Raw genomic sequence first — 17968 nt, 5'->3', positions numbered from 1 at the left:
GATAAATCGGCTCTGGGAAACTATTCATCTGTCGGCTTTGGTTAGTAAATCAGATAGGTTGAACAGACAGGTCTGTCTATTTATATGGAAATGACTATCCCCGCTAAATTAAAATCCGAACCATCAGCCGTACGTCAGCGCATTCTCGATACAGCGGCCCGGTTATTCCATCGGCAAGGGTACAACTCAACGGGTATCAATCAACTTATTGAGGAGGCTGGGGTGGCTAAAGCGAGTCTTTACCAGCATTTTAAAACAAAGGATGATATTCTGAAGGCTTATCTGATGGAAACCAGTCAGGCCTGGTTCGAGCAGGTGGAAAAGACGATAAGTGGTCCATCGACGACGAAAGAGAAAGTGCTGGCCCTGTTCGATATGCTCGGCGATTACTCGACCAGCGTTGATTTCCGGGGCTGTAATTTTCAGAATGCACTCGTTGAACTGGATATAAACGAGACCGATACACGGCAGTTTATCCAGGGACATAAATCACGCATGGGCCAGGTGTTTGCTGACTTACTACCGGCCGCCGGACCGGACATTGCCGACGAAGTGACGCTGCTTTTCGAAGGAGCATTGATCACCAGCCAGCTCTTTCATAGTCTGGAGCCGATTCAGACGGCCCGGCGTATCGTGGAGCGAATGCTCTAATTTTTTACCTGTTAGTAGACAGACCGGTCTGTTTTTAAATAAATAACTACTTAAATCAACTAAAGCGATGGACACACTGGATGAAATCAATGACGAAACCCCTTTTGTACGGGAAGAATGTGGCGATACCATGTGGGATGACGTGCTAGCCGAAAAAGAACAGCAGGAGGTTAAACGGTTACCTTTACCGCCTTTTACGCTCGAAACGGCTCTGCAAAAAGTGCAGCTCGCCGAGGATGCCTGGAATAGTAAAGATCCCGAAAAAGTAAGTCTGGCTTATACCGTTGACACGGAATGGCGTAATCGAACCGATTTTATCAACGGTCGTGAGGAAGTAAAGGCCTTTTTGACCCGCAAATGGGCTAAAGAACTGGATTATCGGCTGAAGAAAGAACTTTGGGGATTCCGGGAAAACCGGATGGCTGTTCGGTTCGAGTACGAATGGCATGATACCGATGGGCAATGGTATCGCAGCTATGGGAATGAGCTTTGGGAATTTGACGAAAACGGGCTCATGAGGAAACGGTTTGCCAGCATCAACGACGCGCCTATTCTGGAAACCGAACGGCGTATTAATTAATCGTTCAGGACATCAGTCACCTCCACAAAACGCTAGTCATCATGGCACGCAATTACGCATCATTGGCATTCACAGAGCCGGTCAAAGCGGTACAGGAACGCTATGGCAGTCGGCAAACCTACGACCGCGTTGAACGAAACACCCGCTTCGAGGGCTTGACGGACAATGAAATCGGCTTTATCGCCGACCGGGATAGCTTTTATCTGGCCAGCTACGGCGAAAATGACTTCCCGTATATTCAGCATCGGGGTGGGCCGAAAGGTTTTTTGAAGGCCATTGATGACCAAACGCTGGGCTTCGTTGATTTTCGGGGAAATAAGCAATACATCTCTGTAGGTAATGTACTCACGCACCCGAATGTTTCGCTGATTCTGGTCGATTACGCCCACCAGGCCCGGCTGAAACTGTATGCCGAAGCCGAGATCGTGGAATTGGCTGACCGACCTGATCTGTTTGCTCTTCTGGACCCCACCAGCTACAGACACACCCCCGAACGGATGCTGCTGCTCCACGTAAAAGCGTTTGACTGGAACTGTCCGCAGCACATCACACCGCGCTATACCCTGGACGAAATCAATGGGCTGCTGGCTAGCCAGCGCACCCGTATCGCCCAACTGGAAGCGGAAATAAAACGGTTGCAGGGTACATGAGATCAAGAGATAACAGTAGTCGAAATCAGATTTAGCCGACGATTATTAAGCAAAATGGTTGTTTTTCCGACAAAACGCTTGCTTCTTGTAGCTATATCTTATAGTTCATGTCCGACAACCTACCGAACTCCCTTTCTACGGCCGATGTGGCCAACGAGCCGACAGAATTTAAACGGTCGCTAAGCCTGCTCGACTCTACGCTGATTGTTTCCGGCTCCATGATCGGTTCCGGCGTATTCATCGTCACAGCCGATATGGCCCGTAACCTGGGGTCGTCGGGCTGGCTGCTGATGCTCTGGGTGTTGACGGGCGTGTTGACCGTGGCGGCAGCGCTAAGCTACGGCGAACTCGCGGGTATGATGCCCAAAGCGGGTGGGCAGTACATCTACATTCAACGTGCCTACGGCCACCTGACGGGATTCGTCTATGGCTGGACGGTCTTCACGGTTATTCAGACGGGCACCATCGCGGCCGTAGCCGTTGCTTTCACCAAATATACCGCCGTGTTTGTTCCAGCCCTCGGTCCCGATAATGTCCTGCTGGCCCTTGGTCCGATCAAGGTTACGTTGGGGTCGTTGTTTGCCATTTCCAGTCTGGTGCTGCTGACCTGGCTCAATAGCCGGGGGGTTCAGAGTGGCAAACTGATCCAGAACGTGTTCACTTCGGCTAAGCTGATCGCGTTGCTTGGGCTGATTATTGTTGGGATCACCATCGGGCTGAGTACGGGCCTGCTTTCGACCAACCTGACTAACGCCTGGGCGGCCAGTACCGTTACGGCCACGGGCGAGGTGCTGCCGCTGGCGGGTATTGCGCTGGTGCTGGCCTTTGGTACGTCGATGATCGGGTCGCTGTTTTCGGCCGATGCGTGGAATAACGTCACCTTCATTGCGGGCGAGATCAAAAATCCCCGCCGGAACATCCCGCTGGCCCTGTTCTTCGGAACGCTCATCGTCACCACAATTTACTTTCTGGCTAACGTCTCGTACCTGTCGCTACTGCCGCTGAAAGGACTGCCAACGGCTTCGGACATTATGGGGCGCGGTATTCAGTTTGCCGATGCCGACCGCGTGGCTACAGCCGCCGTCGAAACGGTATTTGGGAACGTGGCCGTGGCCGTTATGGCGGTGCTGATCATGGTCTCCACCTTTGGCTGTAACAATGGTCTGATTCTGGCCGGAGCGCGGCTCTACTACGCTATGGCAAAAGATGGCCTGTTCATCAAGCAGGCCTCGCACCTGAACAAAAACGCGGTGCCGGGCCGGGCGTTGTGGCTGCAATGCATCTGGGCCTCGCTGCTTTGCCTGTCGGGCCGATACGGTGACCTGCTGGATTACTGCACTTTTGCATCCTTGCTGTTCTATGTTGTCACCATCACTGGTCTGTTTCGGTTGCGCCGGACGGAGCCGGATGCGGAGCGACCTTACCGGGCATTCGGGTATCCGCTGGTACCGGCGTTATACATCGTCGCGGGTCTGACCATCTGCGGAATTTTATTGTACACCAAAACTTTTAATACCGGCATGGGACTGCTCATTGCCGGTCTGGGTATTCCGGTCTATTTCTTCACCAAGCGGAGCCAACCCACGGAAGCTTAATGCGCCTACTGCGTTGCAACTAGCTATTTTCCAACCGATAAAGGCCGTAACTCAATAGGTTACGGCCTTTATCGGTTATGGAGCGACCTGCTTATGTTCCGCTCCTGAAAACCCCCGCCCATAAGTTGTTGTCAGGAATATATTTATGAATACTTTTTTCAGTTTCGTGTCGCTTTTCCGTTTCGAACAAAATCCGTCATTTGAACGGCATACAATGGATAATGCATTGATTATCCTGAATGGGCCCCGTTTGCACTGATGACCCATGTGGTTGTGTGTCTCCTGCTGTTAATAGTACTCCAATTCCGTAACGTCCCCATTTTGACGAATACGTAGCGGCAAGCCATCAGGGCGGTATTCATAGGTTAAACCCGGAGCTAACTGCGTGTTGCGGCTTAGAAACAGGGCAGCAGGATAGTAAACCGTGTTAAAATAGGGATTACGGCCAGTATCATACGCATAGGTAAACGTGCGATCAGCGAGGTCAGGAGACGCTACGCTGCTTTGTTCTCTGATCGCTATTACATTGATACGGGCGTCGTAAGTGAGTGTTTGAGTAACTGTCAATACATCCTTAGCATCATACCGCAGCACTTTTATAAGTTGCCCCTGCGCGTTATACGCATACACGCTTCTACTACGAAAATCCCAGTTTCCATTTAGCTTAAGATACGTCCGACTCTCAGTAATACGCCCGGCAGCGTCGGTTGATAACTCGTCGTAACTCGTCCATTCCACCGGGCCAGTACAATTATAGACACTTGAGTAGCCGCAGTTATTGGCGAACTGCTGTACATAAAGTAAGCGGCCAGCCTTGTCGTATCGATACTGAACGGCTGATTCCACGGCATCAAAACGGAAAAGTCGCCACTCGATTAATTGGCCGCGCTCATTATAACGCCATTCACCACTGGTTTTGCCGTTCTGAGTTTCACGCTTAAGACGACCGGCGGCACCGCTCCCCTCTTGAAACGATTGGTACATAGTAGGCAGGTCGGCAAGGGATGTAACAGGAGCATCCAGGGGTGAGACGCTATTTTGCTCCCGGCAACTAGCGGTAAGCAGTAAAAGGCTTACAAACGTAAAGAAGTAGCGCATAGGGATTTTTGTTAAAAGTAACTCACAAGACATAGACCCCTAACGACTGTAAAGGGTTGGTTGATAATACCACATGGCAAACCTGCTCTTCTATATTGTTACCATTACGGATGCGGAGCTGCCGTAGCGGGACTTTGGGAATCCGCAAGAAGGTAACCTTCAATCGGTCATGAGTATCCCGACAACTATTCGGCGCACAGACGGTTTGTGAAGCATAGACACACGGGTTGATGACAAACTTTCAGGAGAATGAAACATTACGCATGGAAGCCTTCAGCGATGGTGTTTTCGCGATTGATATTACGTTGCTCACCTTCCAGCTTAAAGCCCCCAGCCTGAAAGACGCCACTTCCAGTTACAATCTGGCCATAGCGCTGCTGCATCAGTGGCCCAATTACATTGCGTATTTTATTAGTTTCACAACCATTTTTATCATCTGGCTCAATCACCACCGGATGTACAACGTGATTCGGCGGAGCGATGTCCGGTTCATGTTCTACAATGGGCTGCTGTTGCTACTGGTCAGTATTGTTCCCTTCACGACCTCCCTGCTAGCCGACTACCTGAACACCCCCGCGCACCAGCTTTCGTCGGCGTTATACCTGTTCCTGTTTTCCGGGATTTCCTTCACGCTGTTCTGCATGTGGAACTACGCCACCAAAGATTATCATCTCCTTAAACGCCCGGCGGCCCATGTACGTGTTCAGTCCGTTCGGACGAGTTTACTCATTAGTACCGTCGTCTATTTCGTTGCCACCGGGCTGTCGTTTCTGGTGCCGTTTCTGAGTGTTCTGGTTGGTCTGGGCATGGTCGTTTACCTGTCCCGGTTGAAGTATCACCGCGACCGGGTCGTTTAATAAAAGAGTATAACTCGTATATTACGTTCTCTCTCGATTGGGTTGCTTATAGGGTTGGTTAGTGCCTGTACCGCATTGGTCCAACGTGGTGCCCGATAAGTCCACCTGCTGACAACAGAGGCTATTAAACAGGCGGCTAGCCGAATAGCACAAACTTCCGATCAAGCAGTTCAAAACCTGGAAAAGACTACACAACGGATTCCCCGTCAGGTACGGGTCACAGGCGACATCTATGGGTTTACGAACTGGAATGCCGCTTTGATCTATGGGCTAGTCTTGCTACTCGTGGTTTTTGGTGCCCGGTTGTTATGTGACTACTACCGGGAACAGGCACAGGAAACGGTTATTTACAAACAAGCCCAAGAAGTGGTACGGGAACGAGATTACTATTACAATCAAATTCAAGATTACAAGCGTAACAACTCAAGGTATGCACGATTATTCCCGCCCTATGATGGCAAAGAATTCTTAGATCAAATTAATAAGCCATAATTGGTTACATTTTTTAAAGCGGCTACCGGTAGCGAGGCTAGATTTCATGTAATCCAACTTAAAACATGCAACCAAGCTAAAAGGTGAAAACCATTAATAAAGTGACCTTTTTGAGTAAGTAAAATTATATGTCAATGGATTATAGTCAAATTCATGCTACTCTGAAATTAGTCATTATGAAAAAGTCGTTGATATTCACGATAATACTGTTTATTAACCTTATAAAAGGCACTGCTCAAGGCGAGTATCTATTGACAAAGAACACGACTATTATCGATGTAAGAAGTAACTCAAATAGCAATGATCAAAAAGCTATTGGGATAAGCTTAATGCCAGTTATCAATCTCATCACATGCGAGTTACATTTTTGCACTAATAATGCTTATATAAATACTAGCTTAATATCTTTAACTGACAGCTTAATTTTACAATCTCCCGATACATATTGTCGGGGTAGTACTCCTATTTTAACCGTTACAGGGAAAAATATAAAATGGTACGCAGATGCCGATAAAAAGCAACTGCTTTATAAAGGAAACACCTACCAATCGCCTTCGTTAGACCAAACTACGACCTTCTACTTGACCCAAACTGTGGGTGTAGATAGTAGCGAATCTACAGTAATACCTATCATTATTGAAATAGTTGAAGCATACTTAGTCAATATAATCGCTACTCCAGCTAGTTGTGGAGAAAATAATGGTGTTATATCAATAACGGCTACTGGTGGTACGGCTCGAAATCCACTCCAATACAGCATTAATAATGGCCCTTTACAAACTTCTCCGGTGTTCACAAATCTTTCAGCGGGCACATATACTGTCATGAATCGAATCGCTAATTGTTGGGGAACAAAAGATGTTATTATTTCTTCGCCCCCATCCCCCACAATTAGCAATGTTGTTTCGATTGATCCACAGTGCGGTAACACCAATGGAGCATTGACTATTTTCGCGTCAGGGGGTAATGGCTCGTTAAGCTATGCGCTTAACGGGGTTGACTTTAAGACTGAGAATCAATTTACTAATTTGCCTGGAGGCACTTATACAATCATGGTCAAAGATCAAGACCAGTGTACGGCGTCTAAAGCTGTGTCATTAAAAAAGACTGATAGTCTCCAACTAAAGCAAATAGATATAGTCGCAACTACATGCGGAAAGAAGAACGGCCGTATTAGCGCCATTATAAAGCAGGGCAACGGCCGTATTAACTATTCTATAGATGGCTCGACTTATCAAGTTTCTAATACGTTTGACAATCTATCGTCTGGAGCCTACACAGTATTCATACAAGATGAAACTGGTTGTCGTGACACAAGATCAATCTTGATTGGCAATAGTGAAGGACCAACAATTGGTCATATTGATACAATCCCGCCTGCTTGTGGGGTGACAGACGGTCAAATCATTGTTAACGCTATAAGTCAGAGAGGGCTGAGCTATAGTCTCAATGGCATGGCTTATCAGCGTGATTCTTCATTTGGTCAACTTTCAGCAGGCCACTATGATGTTAGCGTAAAAGATGATCTCGGCTGTACCGTTGAGCAGCCCGTTGTACTGAGTGAACCTTGTGAATATGCCATTCACCTACCCGATGCATTCACACCTAATCAGGATGGGACTAATGAGGGTTGGGTTATCTTCTTTCCGTTTACTAGTCTACAGTTAAATGAACTAACTATTTTTGACCGATGGGGTGAGATCATTTTTCATGATACTCCCCGCGTTATCAACAATGGCGACCTACTCTGGAATGGAGTTTATAGAGGCCAACTTGTCGTTGGCCTCTATGCCTATCAATTGAAAGTTCAATTCCCTAACGGGAAAAATTATGTTTACCGAGGGACTGTTTTTTTAGTTCGATAACTATTGAAAAATTGTCCTCATAAATTTTACGACTAATCAATAGGTTTACTCTTGAAAAAATAAAGCCATTATATGATTAATAGTAATTAGAAATAATAACTCAGATTTAATGAATATACTCGATTAAACCACTTTTCTTGTCTGTAAAGAGTCGGTACACCCGATTGAGGATTTACAACTGTAAAGTCAGATAAGATTGGTTTAGTGCCATGATAATAGCGTGTATCAACAACTATATGTTTTCCAAAACGATAACCTAAACCACCCGTAAAACCAACATCTAATTGATTAACATTGTCAAAAGGTTTTCCTTGATTGAAAGGGTCCGTTATATAAATATAGTTATTAACCAGTGTACTTACTTGTCCACCTAATTCCAAAAAAACTTGTTCTCCTTTAGGTCGAAACCGGACCATAATAGGCAGAGTCATATAATCAAATGTAATATACTGGTGACCTATTGTAGGACCTGTGCCACCGTACTTTAGATTTACGGTTTCTCCTTGACGAGAGTAAAGGAGTTGATAAACTAAAGATACAGTTGGCGAAAAACGCTGTTCCAATGTAAGGCCCATATTATAGCGCCACCTTATATTTTGAATTCCAGTACTTTTTTGAATCAGAGCTGCGTTTAGCCCTCCTATGAGGCCAAAACGGTAGTCAATTCGATGTTGACCAGAAATAGGTAAATTATTTAATAAGTACAGTCCACTTAGAATAATCAGTTTTTTGTACATGACTTCCTGAAATTATCACTGTAAAATAACTCGAATGGATTCAGACTTCGATGTGTTGTTAATACCCTGTAAATAGTATGTACCTCTGGGTAAAGTATGTACATCAATATTTACACTAAATCCGTCTTTTGCCGCTTGGTCCGAATACTGACCTTTAATCTTTACTTCTTTGACTACTCCATTTTTCTCGGTAGATAGCCTCAAAACATCAGGTAAATATTGAGTATCATTATCCTTGTCGAAAACAGCTGTGATATTGTCTGTGGATGGGTTGTTAGCCACTCTGAAACCACCACAATTGTTAATAAAAAATGTTCGTGAACTTCCTCCTGTCGAGCTACAGCCACTCTGAGTTACGTCCATTTGAAGTAAAAAACCACCTGTTGATCCAGCAGTAACGGTCGCATTAGGGCCATATGAATAAAAATAGCTGACGTTACTGCTACCTGATGGAATGCTCCAGTTATAGTTGTAACGGGATAAGGGAAGATTTGGATTTGATTGGTAGTTACGTGTATTTCCTACGCAAAATGAAGACCCATTATCACCACCTCCGGTTGTTGCAAATGTTATATTACTACTGCTGGGTGTACCTACATAAGTTAAATCCTGTGCACCAGCTACGTTACCGCAGCCCGGAATCTCACCGTGAGCATATATAGTCCCAAATGATGACCATTGAACCGTAACGCTACTGGTTGTTGTATTAGTAGCAGTGTAAGTACTACCTCCGTTTACAGTCACTCCTCCAGACGTATACCACTTTATATTAAGCGGGTTTGTACTGTTAAAAGGATAATTGACAGCAAGGGTATAGGTAGCACTTGAACCCGTAGAGCAGATACTAGGTGTTGCTGTAAAAGTAGCAGCACCTGGTTTTTGTACTATGTGTATACGGCAAATGGCAGGATCTCCAGCGTACGCTACATCAATATAGCCATCATAATGATTCGTATAATCTAATACTATTTGCTCTGTGTTAGTATTGACATTGGAATGAGAAAAATTAGATGATGTCGTAACAAAGATGCTTTTATAAGCAGTACAGGATGCATCAGTACAGGCAGGATCCATGACCGCAAGAACAGGAGACGTAGTGCATTTAATATAAGCAGTTTGTTCATGTGTATACCATGAACCATCAATGTAAACTCTGGGTGGCTGAGCATTAGCAGAACTCAAGGCGACAATTGCTAAGACGGTAAGGAATGAGAAGAAATTTTTCATGATGTGTTGTAAAGTTAGTAGTCATATTAATTGTTAAGTGATGTCCGTAAGAACATGATATCTTGAGTAACGTTTGTAAATATTGTATCAAGTTTATATTAAATTGTATAAACGGTAGGTTTTATTGACAAGTAGTATGCTGAATTTATCGAATAATAGACTTGATAAATCTAACTAAACAAATACACACTTATGTTAAAAGTACAACGCCCGGTCCTTCATGAGAAGGAGGCTGGGCGTTGTACTTTTCCGTTTTTGTTGTATAATGAGTATTACGTCATGTGATTATAGTTAGAAAGCTGCCAACATTGAAGAGTGCTCACTTTCTTTGAATAAGACAATAGATCGTCACTATGCTGCTTTTGGGAAATATCCAGCGCGGTAGTAATGACATAGAACAAAGCTGCCGAAAGTTTAATCATAATCGGTTACCGATCCCGCCTGAAACATCACCGCGAAAAAGTCGTTTAATTTAGTAGGATAACTATGGAATTAAACAACTTACTCCGTTCTCTCTCGATTGGGTTGCTCATGGGGCTGGTCAGCGCCTGTACCGGCGTTGGGCCAACGGCTAATCTGTTCCGCCCGTCGTCGCCCCACGACCAGTACGGGCAATCGCTCAAACAAGCTAAACTTGATCAGACCGCTCTCGGTACCGACTGGCTATCGGCCGGTGAGCGTGCACTACAGGATTCCCTCAAGATCACAGTTCCCTACCGCGAAAGCGGCTATTTCTCGGCTAACAAAGCCTTTGCCGTGGGTTATCGGCTCGATGCCCAGCGGGGCGACCGCTTGCTGGTAAAGGTAGAAACGCAGGGTCAGAAAGAAACACAGGTGTTTATTGACGTATTCGCGCTTGAAAGTCGCGACAAAACCAGCCTGGTAGCGGCCTCCAAAGCAGATACCAACGTGCTTGCCTGGGAACCCCGCCGAACGCGAACGTACCTTATTCGCATTCAACCCGAACTATTGCGGACGGGTAGCTACACGATCAGCATTACACGCGAACCCGCCCTGAGCTTTCCCGTTAAGGGGCGTGACAGTCGACAGATCAGCAGCTTCTTCGGTGTGGCGCGGGATGGAGGTCGCCGACGGCACGAGGGCGTCGATATTTTTGCGCCCCGGGGCACACCCGCATTGGCTTTGGTCGATGGGGTTATTTCGGGAGTTGGGGTAGGTAAGCTGGGTGGTAACGTGGCTTTTCTGACGGACAATGATCGTAACATTCGTCTCTACTACGCCCACCTCGACCGCTGGAACGTCAGCAATGGGCAACGGGTCTCCATTGGCGATACGGTTGGGTTCATTGGCAACACCGGCAACGCCCGTACCACGGGGCCGCACCTGCATTTTGGTATTTATGGCTTTACGGATGGGGCTACTGATCCCCTGCCGTTCATCCGGATGGGCCGCGGCCCGGCGCGCCAATCGCTGTTACCGGCCAACCGGCTCGGTGATTCCGTACGGGTATCAGCGGCTCGGTCTGTTGTTCGGCTGTCGCCCGGGAGTGAGGGTGTTGCCCTGCGTGAGGTACCGAGAGCAACCGCATTGACCATCCTTGGCGGTACTGAATCCTGGCTGCGGGTCGAGTTGCCGGATGGCCTGACCGGCTACGTCGTGAGTAGTGCCACCGAAGCCGAAAAACGTCCGCTCCGGCGTCTGGTATTGCCCGCATCGCGACCACTGCTGGACGCTGCCAATGCACAGGCCGCCACGATCGCCACCTTACCGACGGGTGCGGTTGTTGAGGTGCTGGCTACGGCCAATGCGTTTCAACTGGTTCGTAGTCCGGACGGGCAAACGGGTTGGGTAGTAGTGGGGCCGTGAGGTAGGGTTATAAACACACCAGCCCGTCCAATGGCTCGGACGGGCTGGTGCTCCATGTAGTTGGCTACTTCTTAAGCGGCCTGTTTCAAACCCTGTACTTTGGTCAAGGCTTCTTCCAGTTGGGTAAGCTGCTTCTGCAGATCTTCCTTAATGTAAGCCGGGATATGGTCTTTCTCGATGGCGTCTTTGTATGACTCGACAGCCGCGCTCTCGCCAAACTCAACCGAACTTAATACCGTTTCTTTATCTTTTCCCGTGATGGCGGCTTTGATGTCGATCCAGGCACGGTGAATTTTGCTCGATATATCCGTAGACGTTGCGTCAGATACCGCCAGACCGTCGATGCGAACGATGTGTTCGGCCAACTGGCTGCGGAAATTTTGGCTCTGGACAACGTAGTGCCGGAAAAGGTCGTCTAACTGCGGGTCCTGAGTATCGTCAATCGCTTTTTCGTACCCCTGAATGCGGTCATTATTGATTTTGACCAACTCATTGAGATCGTCAACAATTTCTTTATTCGTAATCATAACAGTCAGTTTTCTATAGTTGTGAACTTTATCTACAACTACAACCACGACTGATTGTTTATCGGGCGGTATTGGTTTTACGGAAAGATAATAAGTGGACGCTTTATCGGACAAATGGCCTGCTCACTACTTCGCTTACCCCGCTGCCCAAGAGCGACTGTCGAAATTCGGCGGGTGTCTGGCCGGTTTGTTTTTTGAAAAAACGAACAAAGTAAGATGGGTCGCTGAATCCCAGTTGAAAGCCTATTTCCTTAACGGATTGGGTCGTATGCGTCAGCAACCGTTGCGTCTCGATCAGCAGTCGTTCCTGCCAGAGCTGGCTGGCGGTTTTACCAACCACCAGCCGACAGATATGGTTGAGGTAGTTGGGTGTCAGGTTCATCTGGCTGGCATAAGCGCTCACCTCCCGAACGGTCAGAAACTGGTTTTCGAGAAGTTCTTCGTACTGCCGAACGCGGTCGTACAGGTAGGTATCCGTACCGATCTGCTGCTCGTGATACAGTCGGCTGGCGGTTTCCAGTAGAATATGAACGAAGGACAGGAACACGTCGGACCGATTGGGCTGATGTGCTTCGTATTCCTGATACGCGTAGGCCAGCAGATCGGCAAACAGCGCCGGCTGCGGAATCGCCGACAGGAGCGGCTGGTGCTGGTGCGAATGAAAAAAAGGATACTGGTAAAGCCGGTTGCCGAACCGCCCCTTGAAGAAATTGGCGTCGAAAAACAGGTTGAACCCCTGCGTATCGGCCGAAAGCACCCAGCTATGTACCTGCCCCGGCGTCAAAAAGTACAGTTGATTAGGCTCGATGGTGTACGTCTTGAAGTCGATGGTGTGCGTGCCGCTGCCCCGGCTAATCCACATGACCAGGTAAAAGGTGTGCGTGTGTGACTTGTCGATTCCCTTAAACTCCTGAACCAGCCGCTCCAGCCGGATCATATAAAACGGCTTATTGGGTTCATGACGCGGAAATGACTGAAGCTGATAAACCGGAACGGCGGAGTCGGACGCAGGTAATCTGTTTTTCATAAATCACGGTTGCCCGGCAGGTTCATCGAGTTCGCCCTTATAGTTTCGCGGATGTAACACTTCGGATACGTACCCTGGCCCCTTGCTCCCGGTTACTCTGGCTGGCCGAGTTTGTCAGCGATATTTGAGAAATAACGCCATTCCAGCCCGGGAGCTGGCTTGTGTTGATTTCATAGGTCCGGAACTGCCCATCGCCTACAATCGGGAAATCGACATACCGATCCTGAAAGGGCATAAAGTCATACTCATCCGGCTTACGCCAGGATAACCGCGCAGTTGGGCCCTGCGTCTGGAACGCTGCCTGGATGTATATTTTAGAGACATTCTCCGCGTACCAGAACGTCAGGGGCGCACAAATCCGAAAATCCTCCGGGTTGGTTTCGTTACGGGACCACTTTACGTTCAGCTCGTTCTGAATCGGCCAGCCTTTATCGGTGGTGTTTACATAATACCACCCCTGCCGGTCTTTCACGAAATTGTAATCCGGTCCCGAGGGGGGGCGGGGCTGGCTGTACACATACTGCCGAATATCGGTCATGGTACCCACAATGAGCGTGTACTCGAAGTCATAAACGCCATTATGATCGACCACCCAGAAATCTTCGCTGTTGATGTAGCCCGCCGACACATCGAACTCTCCGCCAACGTGCGGGATGCCGAACCCCGCCGTTCTGAACCGAACCTCACGGGCTTTGAATAAGCCAACGCCCCGGCCTTTTTCATTGAGCAGTGCCGCCCAGTTTTCAGTACCGTAGCGGTTGATTACGTTCCGATCGGTAAACTCGGAGACGGCGTCGTTGGTAAAGGGCTTGAGGCCTGTGTAACAGAACATGCGGTCGTAGGGGCCATTCAGGTAAATGCAGGGTGTTTCCTGCGTGCGGGCATCATATTGCGTGGTGTCGGTCCGGTTTACCGTTACCCGGCAGCGCACATTCACCCGGTTTTCCTTAATGTCGTACCAATGCTCGAACGTGCATTCGGCCGGTTCGTCGAATAAAGGCCATATATGCGGTATCGTCTTGACGTAGATGAGGTTATCGGTCTGCTGATAGCTAACAATACGCGCCGGGTGGAGGAAGTAGTCTCCCGCCTGTACGGGGTTCCAGCCGAGGTACTTCCAGGCTTCGACCGGGTCTTTTCCGTTCTGGCTGTACGGATAGGGACCCGCATAGATAGCGGTCTGTATCTGGCGGCCTAAATCAGGATTGTTAACCATGTTTTCGCTGCTGCCCGCTTCGGCCAGGTAGGTAATGGCCCCGCCCATGTTGAGGTCGATGCCAAACCTGATCTTATCGTTGGTCAGAAAAAGTCGTCTCTGGGCAGACGGCTGCTGCTGGCCCGGCAGGCCGCCTGGCGGGGGGGTAGCTACTGGCGGGGCATAGGGAGAGGTAGATGGATAATCACGGACACAGGTAACGGCCAGGCAACTGATCAGGACGTAAAAAAACAGAGCGTAAGGTCGTACCATGCGTAGTGGAGTAAGTAAAGTTGAGCTATCAAAATTAAAATAAGACTACCCCTTTTGCAAGAATGGCTATCGAGTGGTACTGTCAGGCTGCTTTGCGGATAAGTTTTCGGACAAAAGCGTAAAAAAATGGCGAATAGTCTGTTCCTTTCCCCACTATGCGCTACTTTTGCAGGATTTTTGGGTATCCGTCAGCGGTTTGCCAACAATCGTTGTCTTGTTCATTAAAGAATAAAAAGCCAGTGTTCCTATGGGATCGCCCGAGTACCGGGTAACCGGAATACCGACGCGGTCCATTCTCCCACTGAAAAATGCCAAAAAACTCCAACATTCGTTCCGTTCTGATCATTGGCTCAGGTCCTATTGTGATCGGCCAGGCTTGTGAATTTGATTACGCCGGTTCGCAGGCTGCCCGTTCCATCCGCGACGAAGGCATCGAAGTATCGTTGATCAACTCCAATCCGGCCACGATCATGACCGACCCGATCAACGCTGATTATGTGTACCTGCTGCCGCTGGAGAAGAAGTCCATTGTCGACATCCTGAAAAAACACCAGGAGATGGGCAAACCCATTGATGCAGTATTGCCTACAATGGGTGGACAAACGGCATTGAACCTGGCCATCGACTGCGATAAGGCGGGTATCTGGAAAAAATACGATGTCCAGATTATCGGGGTTGACATCAAAGCCATTGAAACGACCGAAGACCGGGAGAAATTCCGGTTGCTGATGCTCCAGCTGGGTGCGGGCGTTTGTAAAGGCCGCACGGCCCGTTCGTTTCTGGAAGGGAAAGAAATTGCGCAGGAAATCGGCTTCCCGCTCGTGATCCGGCCGTCGTTTACGCTCGGCGGAACGGGGGGGGGCTTCGTCAATCGTCCCGAAGATTTCGACAAGGCACTCACCGCCGGTTTGCACGCATCGCCTGTTCATGAGGTGCTGGTCGAACAAAGTGTGATGGGCTGGAAAGAATATGAGCTGGAACTGCTGCGCGATAACAACGGCAACTTCGTTATTATCTGCTCCATCGAGAACTTCGACCCGATGGGTATTCATACCGGCGACAGCATTACCGTTGCTCCGGCCATGACCCTACCCGACACGCTGTACCAGAAAATGCGTGATCTGGCCATTACCGTGATGGGCGGTATCGGGCAGTTTGCCGGGGGCTGTAATATCCAGTTTTCGGTCAATCCGCAAACGGACGACATTATCGTTATTGAAGTAAACCCACGGGTGAGCCGGTCGTCGGCGCTGGCCTCGAAAGCAACGGGCTACCCCATTGCCAAGATTGCCGCTAAAATGGCCATCGGCTACAACCTCGATGAGTTGATGAACCCCATTACGGGAACGACCTCGGCCTTTTTCGAGCCCGCCATAGACTACGTGATCGTGAAAGTGCCGCGCTGGAACTTCGACAAGTTTCCGGGTGCCGACCGCTCACTGGGTCTGCAAATGAAATCCGTTGGCGAAACGATGGGCATTGGCCGGAACTTCCAGGAAGCGCTGCAGAAAGCCTGTCAGTCGCTCGAAATCCGGCGCAACGGGCTTGGCGCCGATGGGCACGAACTCACCGACCGCAACGCCCTGACCGAAAGTCTGCAACACCCGAGCTGGAACCGGCTGTTCCATATCTACGATGCCTTTAAGGCGGGTATGTCGTTCCGGACCATTCAGCAGCTAACGAAAATTGACCCCTGGTTTCTGCACCAGATCGAAGAGCTGATCGAGCTGGAGCGCGAAATTCAGCAGTACGACCTGGACGATATGCCGCCCGAACTGCTACGTATCGCCAAGCAGAAAGGCTACGCCGACCGTCAGCTGGCGCATCTGTTGCAGGTAAAAGAGAGTAAAATCTACCAATATCGCCAGGCGCACAACATCCGCCGGGTGTATAAGTGCGTGGATACCTGCGCGGCCGAATTTGAGGCCAAAACGCCGTATTACTACTCGACGTTCAACAATCAGGTGCCCATCACGACGGATCATGCCGAGCCGGTTTCTGACCTGCCCGGTAACGAATCGATCCGCAGCAACCGCAAGAAGATCGTTGTACTCGGCTCCGGTCCAAACCGCATTGGGCAGGGAATTGAGTTTGACTACTCCTGCGTACACGGCGTGTTGGCCGCTAAAGAGGCCGGTTACGAAACCATCATGATTAACTGTAATCCTGAGACTGTTTCGACCGACCCTGATATTGCCGATAAGCTGTACTTCGAACCGGTCTTCTGGGAACACGTTCACGCCATCATCATGCACGAGCAGCCGGAAGGTGTGATTGTGCAGTTGGGTGGGCAAACGGCTCTGAAAATGGCCGAAAAACTGACGCGCTACGGCATCAAAATCATCGGAACCAGTTGGGAGGCCCTCGATCTGGCCGAAGACCGGGGCCAGTTTTCGAGCCTGCTGCGTGACCTGGAGATTCCTTACCCGAAATTCGGAACGGTGCGCGAGTCGGAAGGGGCACTGGAACTCTCCCGTGAGTTAGGTTTCCCACTGCTGGTTCGCCCAAGTTACGTGCTGGGTGGTCAGAACATGAAAATCGTGATCAACGAGAACGAGTTGGAACAGCATGTGATGAAGATCCTTCAGGATATTCCGGACAACAACATCCTGCTCGACCATTTCCTCGAAAACGCCATCGAAGCCGAAGCTGACGCTATTTGCGATGGCGAAGATGTGTACATCATCGGGATCATGGAACACATCGAACCGGCGGGTATCCACTCCGGCGACTCGTACGCCCTGCTGCCCACTTTCGATCTGAGCGAGAACGTGATTCGGCAAATTGAAGAGCATACAAAGAAAATTGCCGTTGCGCTCAAGACGGTAGGGCTGATCAACATTCAGTTTGCCATCAAAAACGAGGTGGTCTACATTATCGAAGCCAACCCCCGCGCCAGCCGCACGGTGCCGTTCATCTGCAAAGCCTATCAGGAACCGTATGTGAATTACGCTACCAAAGTGATGCTGGGCGACAAAAAGGTGAAGGATTTTGATTTCAAGCCTGTTAAGAAGGGCTACGCCATCAAGATTCCGGTGTTCTCGTTCAGCAAGTTCCCGAACGTAAATAAGGAGCTCGGCCCGGAAATGAAATCGACCGGCGAAGGTATCTACTTCATCGACGACCTGACGGATGATTATTTCCAGAAGGTGTATTCTGAAAGGAACCTGTACTTGAGCCGATAGGGGGCGATTCCGGTGTTCTCGTTCAGCAAGTTCCCGAACGTAAATAAGGAGCTCGGTCGCAACGGCGCACCGCCCGAAATGAAATCGACCGGCGAAGGTATCTACTGGTGCGCCAGCCCGGTTCATCGACGACCTGACGGACGATTACTTCCAGAAGGTTTACTCTGAGCGGAATCTGTACC

General features: G+C 49.0%; 14 protein-coding genes. 8 read left to right on the top strand and 6 right to left on the bottom strand.

What is annotated here, in order from left to right; all coding sequences use genetic code 11:
- Nucleotides 1-84 precede the first annotated feature (84 nt).
- From NT073_RS09215 to NT073_RS09200, 4 genes are all read left to right on the top strand, one after another.
- Nucleotides 85-651, top strand: a complete 567-nt coding sequence (locus tag NT073_RS09215; protein ID WP_297372127.1) for a TetR/AcrR family transcriptional regulator — start codon at nucleotides 85-87, stop codon at nucleotides 649-651.
- Between the two features lie 130 nt (nucleotides 652-781).
- The gene (locus NT073_RS09210; protein ID WP_297372790.1) at nucleotides 782-1231 is read left to right on the top strand and encodes a nuclear transport factor 2 family protein; all 450 of its coding nucleotides are present in this window, start codon (nucleotides 782-784) and stop codon (nucleotides 1229-1231) included.
- A gap of 41 nt (nucleotides 1232-1272) precedes the next feature.
- Nucleotides 1273-1881 (top strand): pyridoxamine 5'-phosphate oxidase family protein, encoded by a 609-nt coding sequence (locus NT073_RS09205; protein WP_297372124.1) that lies wholly within the window; start codon nucleotides 1273-1275, stop codon nucleotides 1879-1881.
- A 107-nt stretch (nucleotides 1882-1988) separates the two neighbouring features.
- Nucleotides 1989-3476, top strand: coding sequence for an amino acid permease (locus NT073_RS09200; RefSeq protein ID WP_297372121.1), 1488 nt, complete (start codon nucleotides 1989-1991; stop codon nucleotides 3474-3476).
- A 288-nt stretch (nucleotides 3477-3764) separates the two neighbouring features.
- Here NT073_RS09200 and NT073_RS09195 read toward each other — a convergent pair whose 3' ends face one another.
- A complete protein-coding gene (locus NT073_RS09195; RefSeq protein WP_297372118.1) occupies nucleotides 3765-4574 on the bottom strand; it encodes a hypothetical protein in 810 nt (269 codons plus the stop codon).
- A 230-nt stretch (nucleotides 4575-4804) separates the two neighbouring features.
- On the opposite strand from NT073_RS09195, the gene NT073_RS09190 reads away from it, so the two are divergent.
- Nucleotides 4805-5431 carry a TMEM175 family protein gene (locus NT073_RS09190; protein ID WP_297372115.1) on the top strand — a complete coding sequence of 209 codons (627 nt, stop codon included), beginning with the start codon at nucleotides 4805-4807 and terminating at the stop codon, nucleotides 5429-5431.
- A gap of 668 nt (nucleotides 5432-6099) precedes the next feature.
- Nucleotides 6100-7788, top strand: coding sequence for a gliding motility-associated C-terminal domain-containing protein (locus tag NT073_RS09185; protein WP_297372113.1), 1689 nt, complete (start codon nucleotides 6100-6102; stop codon nucleotides 7786-7788).
- A gap of 86 nt (nucleotides 7789-7874) precedes the next feature.
- Here the strand turns inward: NT073_RS09185 and NT073_RS09180 are convergent, their stop codons facing one another.
- Both NT073_RS09180 and NT073_RS09175 read right to left on the bottom strand, forming a co-directional pair.
- Nucleotides 7875-8525 (bottom strand): porin family protein, encoded by a 651-nt coding sequence (locus NT073_RS09180; protein ID WP_297372110.1) that lies wholly within the window; start codon nucleotides 8523-8525, stop codon nucleotides 7875-7877.
- 15 nt (nucleotides 8526-8540) lie between these two features.
- Nucleotides 8541-9752: a hypothetical protein gene (locus NT073_RS09175; RefSeq protein ID WP_297372108.1), complete on the bottom strand. Its 1212-nt coding sequence runs from the start codon at nucleotides 9750-9752 to the stop codon at nucleotides 8541-8543.
- A gap of 486 nt (nucleotides 9753-10238) precedes the next feature.
- Between NT073_RS09175 and NT073_RS09170 the strand changes: the two genes are divergently transcribed.
- A complete protein-coding gene (locus NT073_RS09170; protein WP_297372107.1) occupies nucleotides 10239-11579 on the top strand; it encodes a peptidoglycan DD-metalloendopeptidase family protein in 1341 nt (446 codons plus the stop codon).
- A gap of 71 nt (nucleotides 11580-11650) precedes the next feature.
- On the opposite strand, the gene NT073_RS09165 is transcribed toward NT073_RS09170, so the two are convergent.
- The 3 genes from NT073_RS09165 to NT073_RS09155 form a co-directional block, all read right to left on the bottom strand.
- Nucleotides 11651-12106, bottom strand: a complete 456-nt coding sequence (locus NT073_RS09165; RefSeq protein ID WP_297372105.1) for a PA2169 family four-helix-bundle protein — start codon at nucleotides 12104-12106, stop codon at nucleotides 11651-11653.
- A 103-nt stretch (nucleotides 12107-12209) separates the two neighbouring features.
- Nucleotides 12210-13133 (bottom strand): helix-turn-helix domain-containing protein, encoded by a 924-nt coding sequence (locus NT073_RS09160; protein WP_297372104.1) that lies wholly within the window; start codon nucleotides 13131-13133, stop codon nucleotides 12210-12212.
- A 37-nt stretch (nucleotides 13134-13170) separates the two neighbouring features.
- Nucleotides 13171-14601, bottom strand: a complete 1431-nt coding sequence (locus NT073_RS09155) for a hypothetical protein (protein WP_297372102.1) — start codon at nucleotides 14599-14601, stop codon at nucleotides 13171-13173.
- 308 nt (nucleotides 14602-14909) lie between these two features.
- On the opposite strand from NT073_RS09155, the gene carB reads away from it, so the two are divergent.
- Nucleotides 14910-17786 (top strand): carbamoyl-phosphate synthase large subunit, encoded by a 2877-nt coding sequence (gene carB / locus NT073_RS09150; protein WP_297372099.1) that lies wholly within the window; start codon nucleotides 14910-14912, stop codon nucleotides 17784-17786.
- The last annotated feature ends 182 nt before the right edge of the window (nucleotides 17787-17968 follow it).

It is taken from the genome of Spirosoma sp. (assembly GCF_026391055.1).
GTDB lineage: Bacteria > Bacteroidota > Bacteroidia > Cytophagales > Spirosomataceae > Spirosoma.
The sequence above is the reverse complement of the archived record's forward strand: the minus strand, read 5'-3'. Positions and strand labels throughout refer to the sequence as shown.